The sequence below is a fragment of the Corynebacterium marambiense genome, from assembly GCF_016342275.1.
Lineage (GTDB): Bacteria > Actinomycetota > Actinomycetes > Mycobacteriales > Mycobacteriaceae > Corynebacterium > Corynebacterium marambiense.
The window spans coordinates 544,937-560,785 of the sequence record NZ_JAEIOT010000004.1; the positions used below are offsets into that span (position 1 = coordinate 544,937).

Consider the following 15,849-nt stretch of genomic DNA (forward strand, 5'->3'; position numbering starts at 1 on the left):
TGTGCTGATCGGCATGGCGGGCGGCTATAGACTGTGCCCTATGACTACACCGAGCGAGACTCCCGCACACCGTTACACCGCGGAGCTGGCGGGCAGCATTGAACGCACCTGGCAGAACCACTGGCGTGAACACGGTACCTTCAACGCGCCCAACCCGGTCGGCGACCTCGCCCCCTCCGACGGTAGGGCGCTACCGGAGGACAAGCTCTTCGTCCAGGACATGTTCCCCTTCCCTTCCGGGGCGGGGCTGCACGTTGGGCACCCGCTCGGGTACATCGCCACCGACGTCTACGGCCGCTACAACCGGATGCTCGGCAAGAATGTCCTGCACACCCTCGGATACGACGCCTTCGGGCTGCCTGCCGAGCAGTACGCGATCCAGACGGGAACGCACCCCCGGATTAAGACGCAGGAATCCATCGACAACATGGAGCGCCAGCTCGGCCGCCTCGGCCTCGGCCACGACCGTCGCCGCGTGATCGCCACGACGGACACCGACTACTACCGCTGGACGCAGTGGATTTTCCTGCAGATCTTCAACTCCTTCTTTGATCCTGCGCAGAACAAGGCCCGCCCGATCGCCGAACTCACCCCGCTGCTCGAATCCGGCGAACTTCCCGTGCCGGCTGAACTGGCGGAAAAGTTCGGCACCTCCGAGTTCACCACTCTCGACCGGGTGCAGCGAGCCGAGGTCGTCGACGCCTACCGCCTGGTCTACCGCTCGAACTCCACCGTCAACTGGTGCCCCGGACTCGGCACCGTCCTCGCCAACGAGGAGGTCACCTCCGACGGTAAGTCCGAGCGCGGCAACTTCCCCGTCTTCCGCAAGAACCTCTCGCAGTGGATGATGCGGATCACCGCCTACTCCGACCGCCTGATCGACGATCTGGATCTGCTGGACTGGCCCGAGAAGGTCAAGTCCATGCAGCGCAACTGGATCGGCCGGTCCCGCGGAGCGGAGGTCACCTTCGACGCCAACGGTCACGCCATAGACGTATTCACCACCCGCCCGGACACCCTCTTCGGTGCGACCTACGTCGTGCTCGCCCCGGAGCATGAACTCGTCGATGTTCTCGTCGCCGAGGGAACCGGCTCCTACGAGGGGATCGACGAACGTTGGACCTACGGCCAGTCCTCCCCCGCCGAGGCCGTCGCCGCCTACCGCGCAGCGATCGTCGCCAAGTCGGATCTCGAGCGTCAGGAGAACAAGGAGAAGACCGGTGTGTTCACCGGTTCCTACGCCACGAACCCGGTCAACGGTGAGCAGGTTCCCGTGTTCATCGCGGACTATGTGCTGACTGGCTACGGAACAGGTGCGATCATGGCGGTTCCGGGCCACGATGACCGAGACTATGAGTTCGCCACCGTTTTCGGGTTGCCGATCCTTGAGGTTGTCGCCGGCGGTGACCTCACCGAGGCCGCCTTCACCGGCGCAGGAACGGCCGTGAACTCCGCGAACGGCAACGGTCTGGATATCAACGGCCTCGGACTCGCCGACGCGAAGGCGACGACCATCGCCTGGCTCGAGGAACAGGGCACCGGCCGGGGCACCATTCAGTACAAGCTCCGGGACTGGCTCTTCGCCCGCCAGCGGTACTGGGGCGAACCCTTCCCCATCGTCTACGACGCCGACGGTGTCGCACACGCCCTGCCCGAGTCGATGCTCCCCGTCGAGCTGCCGGAGGTGGATGACTACCGCCCCGTCTCCTTCGACCCGGAGGACGCGGACAGTGAACCACACCCGCCGCTCGCCAAGGCTGACGACTGGGTCGAGGTTGAGCTCGATCTCGGTGACGGGCCGCAGACCTACACCCGGGACACCAACGTCATGCCCCAGTGGGCCGGATCATCCTGGTACCAGCTCCGGTACATTGATCCGACGAGCTCCGGGGCGTTCTGTGCCCCGGAGAACGAGGCCTACTGGACCGGTCCCCGTCCCGCGGAGCATGGTGCGAAGGACCCGGGTGGTGTCGATCTCTACGTCGGTGGCGTGGAGCACGCCGTGCTCCACCTGCTGTACTCACGGTTCTGGCACAAGGTGCTCTTCGACCTCGGCTACGTCAGCTCCGTGGAGCCCTACCGGCACCTGTTCAACCAGGGGTACATCCAGGCCTACGCCTACACGGATGACCGTGGCGTCTACGTGCCCGCGGCCGAAGTCGAGGAAATCGACGGCGAGTTCTTCCACGACGGCCAACGGGTCAACCGGGAATACGGCAAGATGGGCAAGTCACTGAAGAACTCCGTGTCCCCGGACGAGATCTGCGACAACTATGGCGCGGACACGCTGCGCGTCTACGAGATGGCGATGGGCCCCCTTGACGCTTCCCGGCCGTGGGCCACGAAGGACGTCATCGGTGCGCACCGGTTCCTGCAGCGCCTGTGGCGTCTCGCGATCGACGAGAACACCGGCGCCGTGATTGTCGCCGACACCGCACTCACCGACGATGACACCCGGGCCCTGCACCGCACCGTCGCCGGTGTCCGCGAGGACTATGCCGAGCTACGGGACAACACAGTGGTAGCCAAGCTCATCGAGTACGTCAACCACCTCACCAAGGTCTACCCCGCGGGAGCACCCCGTGCTGCCGTCGAACCCCTCGTGCAGATGGTCGCGCCCATCGCCCCACACATTGCCGAGGAACTCTGGAAGCGCCTCGGACACACCGAGACCATCACCTACACGGACTTCCCCACCTTCGACGAGAAGTGGCTCACCGATGACACCGTCGAACTCCCCGTACAGGTCAACGGCAAGGTCCGCGGTCGGGTCACCGTCGCCGTGGACGCCCCGAAGGAGGAGATCATCGCCGCCGCGAAGGCCGAATCCAACGTGGCCGGGCACATCGACGGCAAGACCGTGGTCAAGGAGATCATTGTGCCCGGTCGTCTGGTCAACCTCGTGGTGAAGTAGTCGGCAGGGCCTTTTGGAGCGACGCAGGCCCCGGGGAATGCCCCACCCCGGAGTCGACCGTGTCGGTGCTGGGGCCCTAGTCGCTGCCGCCGAGAAGCGAGGCGAACGTCCACTCCGAGTTGATCGCGTGGGCTAGGTACTCCATCAGCCGCCGGAGGTAGAGCTCCTCGGGACCGTGGTCAGGCACCCTCTGTTCAATGACCCGGAGTGCTACCGTCAGTGGCGTTCCGTCGCTCGGTACCTGCGGCAATGCCTGGCCTCGGTAGGCCGCGAAGAAGAAGTAGGGGTCGCAGCGGGTCAGATCGGTGACCGTCGGCCACACCCGGGGATCCGCGAGCTGGGCGAGGAACGTACTGGCCGTATCCGTCAACCAGGGCTGCGAGGTGGGGCTTCCGGTGAAGAACAGATCCAGCTTCCCTACCGGATAGAAGCTCAGGCACGGATCCCAGCGCACGGCGTCCCGGCACGGAACCAGGGAGTCGAACAACTCCCCGAACTGGAAGGGAAGTTCACCGCTGACGGCGACCTCCCAGGGAACGCCCAGCTCTCCCCGTCCCATGATGTAGGTCTGGCCGTTGATCCGGTAGTCCATGCTGCCCTCGTCATTGAAGATCAGCCAGAACAACAGGCGCTGTTCGAAAAGGACCCCGGACAGCGTGAGACAGAACACCCGCAGTTGCTCGAGGGCGGAGTGAGTGCGGGGTGCGTGCAGAGCCGGAACCCCCGAAGCCGGATCGGTGGCGAGCAGCTCGTCAACGGCCCACAGGTGCAGCAGACCCTCCTCGAGGCAGGTCACCGGAACGTGATGCCCCGTCGTCGCCAGAGCGAGGGCGGCCTCGCCGCGATCCGCTCGGGCGGGCATCGCCGCGAGTTCCTCACGATCGAGGACGGGCCAGTTCTCGAGTGGGTCCCTGCCGGTGGCGAAGAGCTGCATCGCACCGTGGAAGGTGGGACCGGCGGTGAATTCCAGCATCCAGTCGATGTCGCGGGGAACGATGATCACGGTGGGTCCGTTCTTGGGTCAGGCCCGTCCCGGAAGGAGTGGGAACGGATCCGGGGTGGCGGGTTGGTCCGCTGCTCGTCCACTGGTTTATCCAGTGAAAAACAGTGAGAGGAATCACTAACTTCTCCCGATTAAATTAGCGGACCCTTGCCTAAGTTCCAAGAGCTCGGGCGGAATTGACGGAAAAATTGTCAGGTGACGCTCTAATTGTCGGTGGTGAGAGCGTCTTCTGGTCGAATCCTGCTCCGACTAGAGGTGCTCCCCCAATGCCAGCAGGGCCGCACGTGAGGTCGCTTCCCCGGGCAGCAGCGGCAGTTCGATGACCGGTGCATCCGGCAACCGTGTGCGTAGCAGTCGCACGAAACCATCCTCGAGTTCGGCACGGGCGGCGAGGAAATCCCCCTGATCCCGTGGTGAGCGACGGTTGACCACGCATGCGGCGACCGCCACCCCGGTACTGGTCAGTTCGGCGTGGAGTTCCACCGTCTCGAGGACAGGCATGCGTTCCGCGGTGAGGACGATGACGAAGGAACAGATGTTCGGGTTGGTGAGAGTGTCCCGGAATCGTCCGAACAGCCGCCTGCGCGCCTCCAGGATCTCCCGCAGGCGTTCGTTGCGGCGGCGTACCGGATCCGTCGAGCTCCCGGTTGCGCCTCGGGAACCGAGGAGATCGCGATCACGCCGTGATACGGCTCCCAACGCATCGGCCGCCTCAGCGAGTTTCTCCGCCTGCGCCCGTCGGCCCAGTAGCCCATCCGTCCATGCGGCCATCATCTCCGGTAGCGCCATCAGCCTCGACGTGTGCCCGGAGGGGGCGGTGTCGACGATGATGTGGTCGTAGTCCCCCACCGAACCATCCACGATGCGGGCGATCCGTTCGAGGATCGCCGCCTCGTGGGTGCCGGGGGACGCCGCCGAGAGCTTCAGGTGTCGGGAGACCTCCGCGTGCAGATGCCGGGGCATCATTTCGTGCATGGTCTCCTCGACCCGTGCGAGGTGTGCGGCGGTGGTCGCAGCCGGGTCGATCTCCACGGCCGCGAGCCCAGTGGCCAGATCGGTGACGGAATCCCCGATCCGTGTGTTCCATAGGTGGCCGAGGTTGTGTGCCGGATCGGTGGAGACGAGCAGCACCCGCCGACCGCGCCGGGCGAGCGCCGCCGCCGTCGCTGAGGCGAGGGTCGTTTTGCCGACGCCGCCCTTTCCGCCGAAGAACACCACCCGTCGGCGGTCGATGAGTTCTAGCAGCACGACAGGCCCTCGACAGGTGAGCGTTCCATCCCCATGCGCCGGTGCCAGTCGTGGAAGCGGTCGTACATGACCGGAAGGAGCTCGAGGGTGTGGTAGCTGGCGGGGTTCGGTACCCCGAGTGCCTCCCCCATGACGAGCATCATGAACAGGTCATCCTCGTCCCGGGCGGCCCGTTGGAATGCCGCCCGGTACGGGCCGGCGTAGAACTCGGACAGTCCGTCGGACAGTGCGCGCAGCCGGACACGCAGATCGCCGATCCAGGTCACGTCACTGCACCTGTGCGGGGATGTCGGTGCCGTCCGTGACCTCGGTGGCTTCGTCGAACTCGGTTTCGGTGATCGCCGGTGAGTTCACGGCGCTCCGCATGGCCCGGACGGATTCCGCCACGACCCAGACCGCGGCGACGAGAATGATGACGTCGAGGATGAGCAGCATCCAGCTACCGGTGTTGTAGAACGTTCCGAGCTGTATGACCAGGGCCCACACGGAGACGATCATGACGAACACCATCGGGACGAGCACAACCTTGTAGGGCCTGCGGAGGCGGATCAGGATGATGCAGATGATGCAGAGCGTCAGGGCGGCCATGAGCTGGTTCGTCGTGCCGAACAGCGGCCAGATCGCCAGCCCGCCGGAACCGTCGCCGCCGGAGGAGAACGTTAGGCCGAGGGCGACGGCGAGGACGATGACCGTGGCCGCGATGTTCGACAGTTTCACGCCGAGGTGCCCGCCGATCTCCTGGACGACGAGACGCTGGAGCCGGACACCAGTGTCCATGGTGGTCGCGGCGAAGAGCACTGCCATGGTCGCGAGGATCGTGGCAGACAGGGAGGACGGCAGACCGAGACCGGCGTGGATAATACCGGATCCGCCCTCGACGAAGGCCCCGACGCTGCCCTTTCCGAATGCAGAGTAAACCTCACGCCACTGGGTGACCGTCTGGTATCCGGCGCAGGTTGCGATGATCGCCCCGAGGGCGAGCAACCCTTCGCCGACGGCACCGAAGTAGCCGACGAAACGTTCATCGGTCTCGAGGTCGATCTGCTTGGACGAGGTACCGGAGGAGACCAGCCCGTGGAAGCCGGAGATCGCGCCGCAGGCGATGGTGACGAAGAGCAGCGGGATCATCGAGGGGGTCCCCTCGGGAAGCTGGGTGTTGAAGGTGGGGGCGACCACGGTCGGCAGGGAGATCGCGACCGAGCCGTAGAGGATGATGAGGCCGACGAACAGCTGCAGTCCGTTGATGTAGTCGCGTGGCTGTAGGAGCACCCACACCGGTAGCAGCGAGGCGACACCGGCGTAGAGGAAGAGAACGACGATCCAGAAACCGTTCGGATTGAGTCCGAGGATGGTCTCCGGGAGGATGACCGGGACCGAGTCACCGAGAACCATCAGTGTGTAAAGGGCGATGACTCCGACGGCGGAGACCAGCGGCAGATTCCACTTCAGGCGGTAGATGGCCTGACCGATGAGCAGCGCGACGATGATCGCCCCCCAGGTGGGGATGACGGCGGTGGGTGTAGTGACCAGTAGTTTCGCGATGACAACGGCGAACGCGGCGTTGACCATGAGCAGCAGCAGGAAGATGATCACCAGGAAGAGGTTGCGGCCGTTCCTCCCGATGTACGTGCCCGACAGGGTTCCGATGCTCTGCCCACGATGTCGGACGGAGGCCCACAAGGCCCCGAAATCATGCATTCCGGCGATGAATACGGTGCCGATGGTGACCCACAGGAAGGCTGGTACCCACCCCCAGATCACAGCGATGGCTGGGCCGACGATGGGTGCTGCGCCGGCGACTGAGGTGAAGTGGTGGCCCCAGAGCACATACTTATTGGTGGGGACGTAGTCGACGCCGTCCTCCATCGTGTGTGCGGGGGTCCGGAACGACGCGTTGAGCTTGTAGATCCGGGATCCGAGATACTTGGAATAGAGGAAATATCCGCCGAGCATCATGGCGACGCCGATGACGGCGAGGAAGAGTGCGTTCATGGTGGAGGTCTTTCCCTTTCGGTGCAACCGCTCTCAGGGAGCGGCCGCGTGGTTGGTTTGTGAGGGGTGACACCCCCGGGGGATAGGGTGCATTAGATCACATCCGACGAATGCGGAACAGACCTCACCGGAAAAACAACACGACGGGGGTACTTCACCGGACCCTCCGAGATCCGGTGTTTTCCCGGGGTCTCCAGGCGCGCGATCGACGGTGTTGGTGCACGACTCATCGTTGGCAGCGGGGGCACCAGAACAGGTTGCGTCCCTCCAGGACGGTGCTCTCCACCGGCGTGCCGCAGACGTGGCACGGTTGTGCGGCCCGGCGGTACACGTAGACCTCTCCCCCGTGGTCGTCCTCGCGTGGTTGCCGGTGCATCGCCTCCGGGGTGTGCTCCGGCCGCACGGTGTCGATCCGCCCGTCTCGCACCCCAGTGGCCATGAGGTCGACGAGGTCCGCCCAGATGGCGTCGAACTCGCTCCGGGCGAGGTTCTTTCCGGGGGTGCGGGGGTCGAGGCCGAGGCGGAAGAGCACCTCTGCACGGTAGATGTTTCCGACACCGGCGAACAGCTTCTGGTCCATCATGAGTGCTCCGATGGACTTTCCCGACCGGTGGACCCGGGTCCAGGTAGGTTCCGGGTCGGCGTCGGGACGCAGAGGGTCGGCTCCGAGTTTGGCGACGGCTGCGTCGCGATCGGCGTCGGTGATCAGTCGACACCATTGGGGTCCGCGGAGATCGGCGGCGGTGATTCCGTCGGTGATGCGGAGTCGTACCTGGCCGGTCGGGGCGGCATACGGGGTGAACCTCAGCCCCCCGATGAGTCCGAGATGGATGTGGACGATGTGCTCTGGGTCGTCGTGGTCCACATCGATGAAGAGTTGTTTTCCCCAGGCCTCGGCCAGCTCGATGCGGTGACCGTTCAGGCGTGCGGCTTCCTCGGCGAAGCGGCCCTGGGGTGAGGAGAACTCCAGCTGCCTGTCTCCGAAGGTTGTGGCGAGGCGTTCGGCGAGCCGGTGGATGACGTGGCCTTCAGGCATGATTGTCCGTTTTCGTTGGCGGGGAATCTCGTCCGGATCATTCGACTCTGTCAGGGCTGAACGACGCGTCGCTCCGAAGATCACTGACAGCGCTGATCAAAAAATCGAGTACCCCCATGATTGGAGAGTAAGTATTATCGATTCTAAATAATTGAGTCTCCAACCTACCTACTGGCCGTTTTCTGGTCCGCGAAAACACACACGACCAGGGCGCAGATGGTGACGACAACGGCGAACGCCACGAGACCACGCACCAGCATCCAGAGGGAGAGCAGGAAGAAGGCTGCCCCGGTGAGCCACAGAACAGCCCGCAGATGTGGCACGGTGGGCATCATCGGATGCGCGGACGGTCTCAGGTAGTCGGTGGCACCCTGGTACCCCGCGAAGAGGGTGCCACCGAGGAGAACGACCATGGGCAACAGCAGAGGGTCCATACGGTGACCCTACCGAATCAACCGCGCTCCTTTCCTAGCCGCCAGTACCCGGAGAAGAAGATGGTCTTCCGGTCCATCCCGCATTCCTTCGTCAGATGGCGGCGCAGGGAAGTCGCGATCGACTGCTCACCGCAGATCCACGCATACGTGAGGTCCCCGACGTCGACGGGGAGCGTATCGATTGCCGCGATCCCTGCCCGGGGCGCGTCGGCGAGGGGATCGGTCAGCCGGGTATAGGACGCGATTCCGGACACGATTCCGTCCAGTCCGGGGTCCAGGAGGTCATCCGACTCCGCGATGACGATGGCGTGCGTCTGCGCACGTGCTGGTTCGTCGAGCGATTCGATGATGGCGGACAGCGCCGGAACCGCGGTTGCATCGGCGACGAGGAGCTGGGGTCCGGTGGGCAACCGATAGGCCGCGGAGAGGAACCGGACTCCGACCTCGTCGCCCTTCTCCGCGCCGATGGCCCAGACGGACCCCGGGCCTGAGTCGCCGTGGGTGACGATGTCGATGACCATTTCCCCGGTGCGGGGCCGCAGCTCCCGGATTGTGTAGTACCGCATGGAGGGGCGGACATCGTCATCGACGGCGGCGAGGGCGGCGCGCGGATTGATGATCGTCGGGTCCGGCATCGTGAGCTGCTTGCCGGGCTGTGGCATGATGAGTGCGACGTACTCGTCCGGCCCCGCGCTCTCGAGGCCCTTGAACTCGGGGGCGCTGAGGGTGATCCGCCTGAGGTGCGGCGCGAGCAAGGTGGCGTCCGCGATCGTCGCGCGAACGAGTTCCTCGCGGATTCTGGGGTCGGTGGGCATCGCCATGGTGCGTCTCATCACCGCCGACATGGTCTTCATGGTTGTCAGGTAGAGGGTGTTCTTCCACGACATGGCTGTTACGGGCCTTTCTCATCGGGGGCGGGAACACGATCGACGCGGTCGCCTGGGTGAGCTAAGGCTATCTGATAATTCAGAAATGTGCAGGGGGTGTGCAATAGTTCCGGTGGGGAGGCGACTAGACTGCCACGCGTGGCCATCAGCAAAATTCTCCTCTTCTATCGCTTCACGCCGATCCCGGACCCGACGGCGGTGATGCTGTGGCAGCGCACGCTCTGCGAGTCGCTGGAACTGACCGGGCGGATCCTCATCTCACGACATGGCATCAACGGCACCGTCGGTGGCGAACTGACGGCTGTCAAGAGGTACGTCCGGGCCACCCGGGCCTACCCGGGCTTCCGAGAAATGGAGTTCAAGTTCTCCGAGGGGTCCGCTGCCGATTTCCCGAGGCTGAGCGTCAAAGTCCGCGAGGAGCTGGTCGCCTTCGGTGCCCCCGATGATCTGGACGTCGATGAGAACGGCGTCGTCGGCGGCGGGGTGCACCTAAAACCCGAGGAAGTGAATGATCTGGTCGACACCCGCGGAGACGAGGTCGTGTTCTTCGATGGTCGTAATGCGATGGAGGCCGGGATCGGCCGGTTCCGGGACGCGATCGTCCCGGATGTCGAGACCACCCACGATTTCATCGAGGAGATCGAATCCGGCAAGTATGACGACCTGAAGGACCGCCCTGTCGTGACCTACTGCACCGGTGGTGTGCGTTGCGAGGTGCTCAGTGCGCTGCTGAAGAAACGGGGTTTCCGAGAGGTGTACCAGATTGATGGTGGGATCGCCCGATACGGGGAGACCTACGGGAACGACGGCCTTTGGGAGGGCTCCCTCTACGTCTTCGACCGACGGATGCACCTGGAGTTCGGGGACGTGACCGACCACAACTTCGTGCAGCTTGGCCGGTGCATCCACTGTACCGGGGGGACGAACACCTACCGGAACTGCGCGAATCAGGAATGCCGACGGCAGGTCCTCATCTGTGACGACTGCGCGGTGACGCGGTCCGGTTCCCACTGCACCGACTGTCGGCGCGCTATCTCCGTCGGCGCCTGATCGCCTTCCCGCGATAAGCGGTTCCGCGGGTTGATGACTGCACCGGTGCTTCATGTCCTGCGTGGTGCGGTTTCCGGGAGTAGGTTGGTGAGCATGAGCATAATAAAGATCAACGCGATCACCGTCCCCGAGGGCCAGGGTGCTGAACTGGAGAAGCGCTTCGAGGCGCGGAGGCACACGGTTGACAACTCTCCCGGCTTTGAGGGGTTCCAGATGCTTCGTCCAGTTGCGGGCGAGGACCGTTACTTCGTGATCACCCGTTGGACTGATGAAGAATCATTCGTCGCATGGCGCGATGGGGACGCCCGCAAGGCACACGCCGCCGAGAAGAGAGAAACGGTCGCGACCAGCGCCGAGCTGCTCGAGTTTGAGATCGTTCTCGAAGCCACGCCCTAGGGTCTAGGACGAACCGATCACGGCCATGGTCCCCACCCCCGTGGTCCAGGCGAGGGTGAACAACATGAGTGGCCAGAGCGCGGCCAACCAGGGGCGCCAGCGTTCGTAGCGCGCCCAGCGTCGGTAGGTGATCCAGGCGGCACCGAGGGTGCCGCCCAGCGTCACTAATCCCGGTATGACCGGGAAGAGGATCTCGTAGGTGCGGGAGCAGATCCAGTCTGATGTGCCGGCATCGCACAGCGGTCCGCTCTGCGTGCGGGAGATCATCGCCACGACGAATGCGGTGAGGAATGTCAGTGGGGGGATCGAGAAAGCGTAGATGATCGCCTGCCGGGTTGACGAGTTGTTGCGCTCGAGCCGCAGTAGTGGATCTGCCTCGTAGTCCAGGGCGGAAGCGCCCTTCCGTGGTGCATAATCAAGAACCGGATCGAGCTGAATGCGTCGATCCCGATCGTCGCCACCTGCCCCCTTTTGGGTGTCACTCACTACGCTCTCCGCCTTCCGATCGTCTGGTCATGCACCCCCGACGATAGTCCCGTTCAGCCGTTCCGTGTGTTCGGGTGGGCTCCCTGACCGTGTGCGGGCTGAATGATCGCCGGAACCCGGGAGTGACGGAGGATCTCATTCGTGCTCGATCCGATGAACACCCGCTCCAGTGATCCCATGAGGGTTGACCCGAGGTAGAGCAGATCGCCCTTCTTCCACTTCACGGACTCGACGGCACCCGACCAACCCCACCCCGAGCCGATCTCGGTGTCGACGGTGATCTCCGGATGCCGGTCCAGGGCGGCGTCGCGGGCCTGGTCGAGCACCGCCAGGGTGTGTTCCTGCCACTCGACGAGAATCTCCGACTCCAGGTCGGTGGTGCTCTTCACCGGCGAATCGGCGACCCCCTCCGGGGCGAAGGAGACGATGCGCAGCGGCACCCCCCAGCGCCACGCGAGATCGGCGGCATCGGTGAGGAAACTCCGGTCGTTCTCCGTGTCGATGAATGCACAGTTGATGCGGGTCACCCCGTGCCGGGAGAGCTTCGGAGCGCGGGGCGTGAGACCCAGGGGCCGGGATGAGGAGTGCAGGAGGACATCCGCGGTCGAGCCTGCCATGAAGCGTCGCTTCGGTGCCGATCCGTGCGAGCCGAGGAGAACAACGTCGGCGTCGAAATCATCGGCGGCCTGGGTCAGAATCGCTGTTTCCGAGGGGCCGTCCGCGAAGACGGAGACCGTCTCGTCCCACATTGATTCGGGTAGTTCCACTTCGGACAGTGCCTTGCGCACCCGGGACTCACACGCCGCTGCCTCTTTCCTGCGCCACTTCTTGTACTTCCCGCCGAGCCGGCTCAGGGAGGAAGACGGCCAGGGGCGGGTAAACGCGGTGACCGCTCTGACCCGGATCGGAGTGGTCCTGGCCAGCCACGCGGCGAACTCTACAGCTTCCGTTCCCGAGGTATCGGGGCGCCACGCGACGAGAACGCGAATCGGCGGGGAGGTTTCCTCCGGTTCGGCGTTCTTCTTCGACATGCGTTGGTACGGTCCTCGTTCTCGGTCCACGGCGGCGCGGGGCAGCCCGGTTACTCAGGTGCGGGAAAACGATCAGGCGTTCCTCTGCTCCGCGGAGTAGCGTTCCGCCAGTTCAGTGATGACCGGTACGACCTGTTCAGCGATCTCAAGCTTCTCGGGGCTGAGGGAGGACAGCATCTCGGCGAGGTACGTGGTTCGCTCATCCCCTACCCGCTTGAGCTCTGTCCGACCGAGCTCGGTGAGCTGGACGCGCACGCCACGGCGATCGCTCGTGTCACGGATACGCTCCACCATTCCGCGGTGCTCCAGCTGGTGCAGGGCGTTCGATGCGGTGGGCATACGAATCCCCTCCTGCCGGGCAACCTCACTGATACGGGAGGCGCCGTGTTCGGCGAGGCGGGTCAGGATCGTCAGCTGCGGGCCAGTCAGATCGGACTGCTCTGCCATGCGGAAGTAGGTGACGTAGAGTTTTGTCATGGCCGGTCGGATCTGGGCGGCGATATCCATCGGGGTTGCAGCAGTCATGCACCCAATCTTAACTGCTTTCCGAGACCGCTGTACAACCGTGATTTAACCGCTCTACGCTGCGATGTCCGCGTAACGCATCTGTCCGCGCTGGTCCCGACCCTCAGTACGGAGCAAAAGTTCATTTATTTGCAAAAGTAGCGACTGTGTCACGCCGCCGAATTTGAAGTTATTGCGGTCGTTGTGGCGGTGTATCGGGGATTTCGGCGGCGATGGATAGACTGGCTCTGTGGTCAGGTATTCCGGCGAGGTGAGTCACCAGTGGGCGCGTCGTCTCCTGCTGGGTGACTGGCGAGCCGGGAGGGTCTCCCGGGACACAGTGTGTGACGGGGATTTCCGGCTGCTCGCCGCCTCCCGTTTCCACGGGCGGCGGGCCGGGCGTCCCTGTCCGATCTGTGACGGTGATGACCTCCGCATCGTTCTGTGGATATTTGGCGACTCATTAGGGAAGATGTCATCTAGCGCCCGTAGCGCGGAGGAGATCGAGCGTTTCGCTGACGCCGGCCGGGAATTTACGGTGCACACCGTCGAGGTCTGCCCCGACTGTCACTGGAACCATCTGCTCAGCGCCCGGGAGGTCGGACCATGAACCGACCACAGCCCGTGGCACGTGAAGTAACCAGACTCAATCCGATGGAGTGGATACAAAGGTGACAAGAAACAAGCGGTCCGAGAACAACGACGGGGACGGGGTGGACACCCCGCGCGGTTCCCGTCGGCGCCGTTGGATTATCTGGTCCCTGGCGGTCGCGTTCATCCTGTTCATCGTCGCCCCGGTGGGGGCCATCTTCACCGCCTACGTCATGGCAGATGTTCCGGAGCCCGAAGAGTTGGTGAACAAACAGGTGTCCAACATCTACGCCTCGGACTCCACCACCGAACTCGCGCGGATCGTCCCTCCCGAAGGCAACCGCGAGCAGGTCAACCTCGACCAGATCCCGGAATCGCTCCGCGGAGCGGTGCTCGCGGCCGAGGACCGCGAGTTTTACACGAACCCGGGCTTCTCCATCACCGGTTTCGCCCGCGCCGTCAAGGGGCAGATCACCGGTGACGAATCCGCGGGTGGTGGGTCGACCATCACGCAGCAGTACGTGAAGAATGCGGTCGTCGGCAACGAGCGCTCCTACGAGCGGAAGCTCAAGGAACTCGTGATCAGTGCCAAGATGGCCAACGAGTGGTCCAAGAACGACGTGCTCGAGGCGTACCTGAACACCATCTACTTCGGCCGCAACTCCTACGGGGTGGCAGCGGCCGCCGAGGCCTACTTCGGTAAACCTCTCGCCGAGCTCACCCCCGTGGAGGGTGCTGTCCTCGCCGCTTCCATCCAGCGCCCGAGCCAGCTCGATCCCTGGACGAACCGGGAGGAGGCCGAACAGCGATGGAATTACGTCCTGGACGGGATGGTGGCCACCGGCTACCTCTCCCAGGCCGAGCGGGACATCGCCGTGTACCCCCAGGTCGTCGACCCGGCCCTGAATCAGGCATACGTCGAGGCAACCGGGGCGAATGGTCTGATCAAGAACCAGGTCGTCGCCGAGCTCGAGCGGATCGGTATCACCCAGGAGGACCTGGATACCCGGGGCCTGCGGATCACCACCACCATTGATATCCGGAACCAGAATGCAGCCGTCGACAACGTCAACCGGATCTTCGACGGAGAGGATGAGAAACTGCGCTCTGCCGTGGTCTCCATTGAGCCGTCCACCGGGGCGGTACGCGCCTACTACGGCGGGGACGACGCTGCCGGCTGGGACTACGCCAACGCCCCGATCCAGACCGGCTCGACCTTCAAGATCTACGGGCTCGCCGCTGCGCTCCAGCAGGGTATACCGCTGGCCACCATGTACTCCTCCGCGCCGGTCACCACAGGCAACGTCACCGTCACCAACGTCGGTGGCGGCGGCTGCGGCTACTGCACTATCGCCGAAGCACTCAAGCGCAGTCACAACACCAGCTTCATCCGCCTTGAGCAGGACCTGCAGAACGGCTCCCAGGACGTCGCCGACATGGCCCACGCCCTCGGCATGGCCCGTTCACTGCCCGGATACCCCGCGACCCTCACGGAGAACGGCGACCAGCCCTTCGACGGGATCATCCTCGGCCAGTACGAGTCCCGTCCCTTCGACCAGGCGATCGCCCTAGCGACACTCGCCAACGAGGGCGTCTGGCACGAGCCCTACTTCGTGGAGAAGGTCGAGACCTCAAACAAGGAGGTACTCTACGAACACACGCCCACCACCGGTCAGCGCCGCGTCGCCGCCAACGTCGCCAACAACGTGATGAGCGCGATGGCTCCCATCGCCGCCTGGTCCAACCAGAACCAGCTCGCCGGTGGGCGGGCGTCCGCGGCCAAGACGGGCACCACTCAGCTCGGTAACACGGGTTTCAACAAGGACGCCTGGATGATCGGCGCCACCCCGCAACTCGCGACGGCCGTGTGGGTGGGCACCGTCGACAACACCCCGTTGCGCAACTACTGGGGCGGAAACATGTACGGCGCCGGGCTGTCCGCCCAGATCTGGAAGGCCACGATGGACGGCGCCCTGGAGGGTAAGCCCCTCGAGTCCTTCCCCGAGGCGCAGCCCCTCGGATTTAATAACGCTCCGGCACCGCAGTACGTACCTCCGGCACCGAAGCCCGTCACACCCGTGAAATCTGATCCGGAGGATGAGGACCCCGACGCTGAACCCAGCGAGGATGAAGCCGTCGGCATCGACGGCGGAGTCCCAGAAATCCCCGCTGATCCCGCCCAGGTGCCGCCCCCTCCGGAGCAGGTGGAGATCCTCCCCGGTATCACCATCCCGAACATCTTCAATTGACCAGCACCGCCCCGCAGGGGGGGCCGTT

General features: G+C 64.4%; 15 protein-coding genes. 5 read left to right on the forward strand and 10 right to left on the reverse strand.

What is annotated here, in order from left to right:
* Positions 1–40: 40 nt before the first annotated feature.
* Entirely contained in the window at positions 41–2,914 is a 2,874-nt protein-coding gene (leuS, locus tag JDV76_RS02550) for a leucine--tRNA ligase (protein WP_198735269.1), read from the forward strand.
* Positions 2,915–2,990: 76 nt separating this feature from the next.
* Here the strand turns inward: leuS and JDV76_RS02555 are convergent, their stop codons facing one another.
* The 7 genes from JDV76_RS02555 to JDV76_RS02585 all read right to left on the reverse strand — a co-directional run bounded on the left by JDV76_RS02555 (position 2,991) and on the right by JDV76_RS02585 (position 9,514).
* Entirely contained in the window at positions 2,991–3,917 is a 927-nt protein-coding gene (locus tag JDV76_RS02555; protein WP_198735270.1) for a hypothetical protein, read from the reverse strand.
* 249 nt (positions 3,918–4,166) lie between these two features.
* A complete protein-coding gene (locus JDV76_RS02560; protein ID WP_198735271.1) occupies positions 4,167–5,165 on the reverse strand; it encodes an ArsA family ATPase in 999 nt (332 codons plus the stop codon).
* Positions 5,156–5,431, reverse strand: coding sequence for a cory-CC-star protein (locus JDV76_RS02565; protein WP_376993048.1), 276 nt, complete (start codon positions 5,429–5,431; stop codon positions 5,156–5,158). The genes JDV76_RS02560 and JDV76_RS02565 overlap by 10 nt, the downstream gene beginning before the upstream one ends.
* Before the next feature lies 1 nt (position 5,432).
* Positions 5,433–7,157, reverse strand: coding sequence for a carbon starvation CstA family protein (locus JDV76_RS02570; protein ID WP_198735272.1), 1,725 nt, complete (start codon positions 7,155–7,157; stop codon positions 5,433–5,435).
* 226 nt (positions 7,158–7,383) lie between these two features.
* Positions 7,384–8,193, reverse strand: a complete 810-nt coding sequence (locus JDV76_RS02575) for an Fpg/Nei family DNA glycosylase (RefSeq protein ID WP_198735273.1) — start codon at positions 8,191–8,193, stop codon at positions 7,384–7,386.
* A gap of 164 nt (positions 8,194–8,357) precedes the next feature.
* Positions 8,358–8,627 carry a hypothetical protein gene (locus JDV76_RS02580; RefSeq protein WP_198735274.1) on the reverse strand — a complete coding sequence of 90 codons (270 nt, stop codon included), beginning with the start codon at positions 8,625–8,627 and terminating at the stop codon, positions 8,358–8,360.
* A gap of 17 nt (positions 8,628–8,644) precedes the next feature.
* Positions 8,645–9,514, reverse strand: coding sequence for a siderophore-interacting protein (locus JDV76_RS02585; protein ID WP_198735275.1), 870 nt, complete (start codon positions 9,512–9,514; stop codon positions 8,645–8,647).
* Between the two features lie 138 nt (positions 9,515–9,652).
* On the opposite strand from JDV76_RS02585, the gene trhO reads away from it, so the two are divergent.
* A complete protein-coding gene (trhO, locus tag JDV76_RS02590) occupies positions 9,653–10,564 on the forward strand; it encodes an oxygen-dependent tRNA uridine(34) hydroxylase TrhO (protein ID WP_198735276.1) in 912 nt (303 codons plus the stop codon).
* Between the two features lie 93 nt (positions 10,565–10,657).
* Complete coding sequence (locus tag JDV76_RS02595; protein ID WP_198735277.1) at positions 10,658–10,960, forward strand: antibiotic biosynthesis monooxygenase family protein; 303 nt, start codon at positions 10,658–10,660, stop codon at positions 10,958–10,960.
* A gap of 3 nt (positions 10,961–10,963) precedes the next feature.
* On the opposite strand, the gene JDV76_RS02600 is transcribed toward JDV76_RS02595, so the two are convergent.
* From JDV76_RS02600 to JDV76_RS02610, 3 genes are all read right to left on the reverse strand, one after another.
* A complete protein-coding gene (locus JDV76_RS02600; protein ID WP_248140747.1) occupies positions 10,964–11,446 on the reverse strand; it encodes a hypothetical protein in 483 nt (160 codons plus the stop codon).
* Between the two features lie 53 nt (positions 11,447–11,499).
* Positions 11,500–12,477 (reverse strand): universal stress protein, encoded by a 978-nt coding sequence (locus JDV76_RS02605; RefSeq protein WP_198735278.1) that lies wholly within the window; start codon positions 12,475–12,477, stop codon positions 11,500–11,502.
* A gap of 72 nt (positions 12,478–12,549) precedes the next feature.
* Positions 12,550–13,002 (reverse strand): MarR family winged helix-turn-helix transcriptional regulator, encoded by a 453-nt coding sequence (locus JDV76_RS02610; RefSeq protein ID WP_198735279.1) that lies wholly within the window; start codon positions 13,000–13,002, stop codon positions 12,550–12,552.
* Between the two features lie 229 nt (positions 13,003–13,231).
* Here JDV76_RS02610 and JDV76_RS02615 point away from each other — a divergent pair, with 229 nt between their 5' ends.
* Both JDV76_RS02615 and JDV76_RS02620 read left to right on the forward strand, forming a co-directional pair.
* Positions 13,232–13,591 carry a DUF5318 family protein gene (locus JDV76_RS02615; RefSeq protein ID WP_198735280.1) on the forward strand — a complete coding sequence of 120 codons (360 nt, stop codon included), beginning with the start codon at positions 13,232–13,234 and terminating at the stop codon, positions 13,589–13,591.
* A gap of 61 nt (positions 13,592–13,652) precedes the next feature.
* Positions 13,653–15,821, forward strand: a complete 2,169-nt coding sequence (locus tag JDV76_RS02620; RefSeq protein WP_248140749.1) for a transglycosylase domain-containing protein — start codon at positions 13,653–13,655, stop codon at positions 15,819–15,821.
* Positions 15,822–15,849: the final 28 nt, after the last annotated feature.

Coding starts and splice junctions, on each gene's coding strand:
- leuS (WP_198735269.1), top strand. CDS start 41: ATGACTACACCGAGCGAGACTCCCGCACACCGTTACACCGCGGAGCTG.
- JDV76_RS02570 (WP_198735272.1), bottom strand. CDS start 7,157: ATGAACGCACTCTTCCTCGCCGTCATCGGCGTCGCCATGATGCTCGGC.
- JDV76_RS02575 (WP_198735273.1), bottom strand. CDS start 8,193: ATGCCTGAAGGCCACGTCATCCACCGGCTCGCCGAACGCCTCGCCACA.
- JDV76_RS02580 (WP_198735274.1), bottom strand. CDS start 8,627: ATGGACCCTCTGCTGTTGCCCATGGTCGTTCTCCTCGGTGGCACCCTC.
- JDV76_RS02585 (WP_198735275.1), bottom strand. CDS start 9,514: ATGTCGTGGAAGAACACCCTCTACCTGACAACCATGAAGACCATGTCG.
- JDV76_RS02595 (WP_198735277.1), top strand. CDS start 10,658: ATGAGCATAATAAAGATCAACGCGATCACCGTCCCCGAGGGCCAGGGT.
- JDV76_RS02605 (WP_198735278.1), bottom strand. CDS start 12,477: ATGTCGAAGAAGAACGCCGAACCGGAGGAAACCTCCCCGCCGATTCGC.
- JDV76_RS02610 (WP_198735279.1), bottom strand. CDS start 13,002: ATGACTGCTGCAACCCCGATGGATATCGCCGCCCAGATCCGACCGGCC.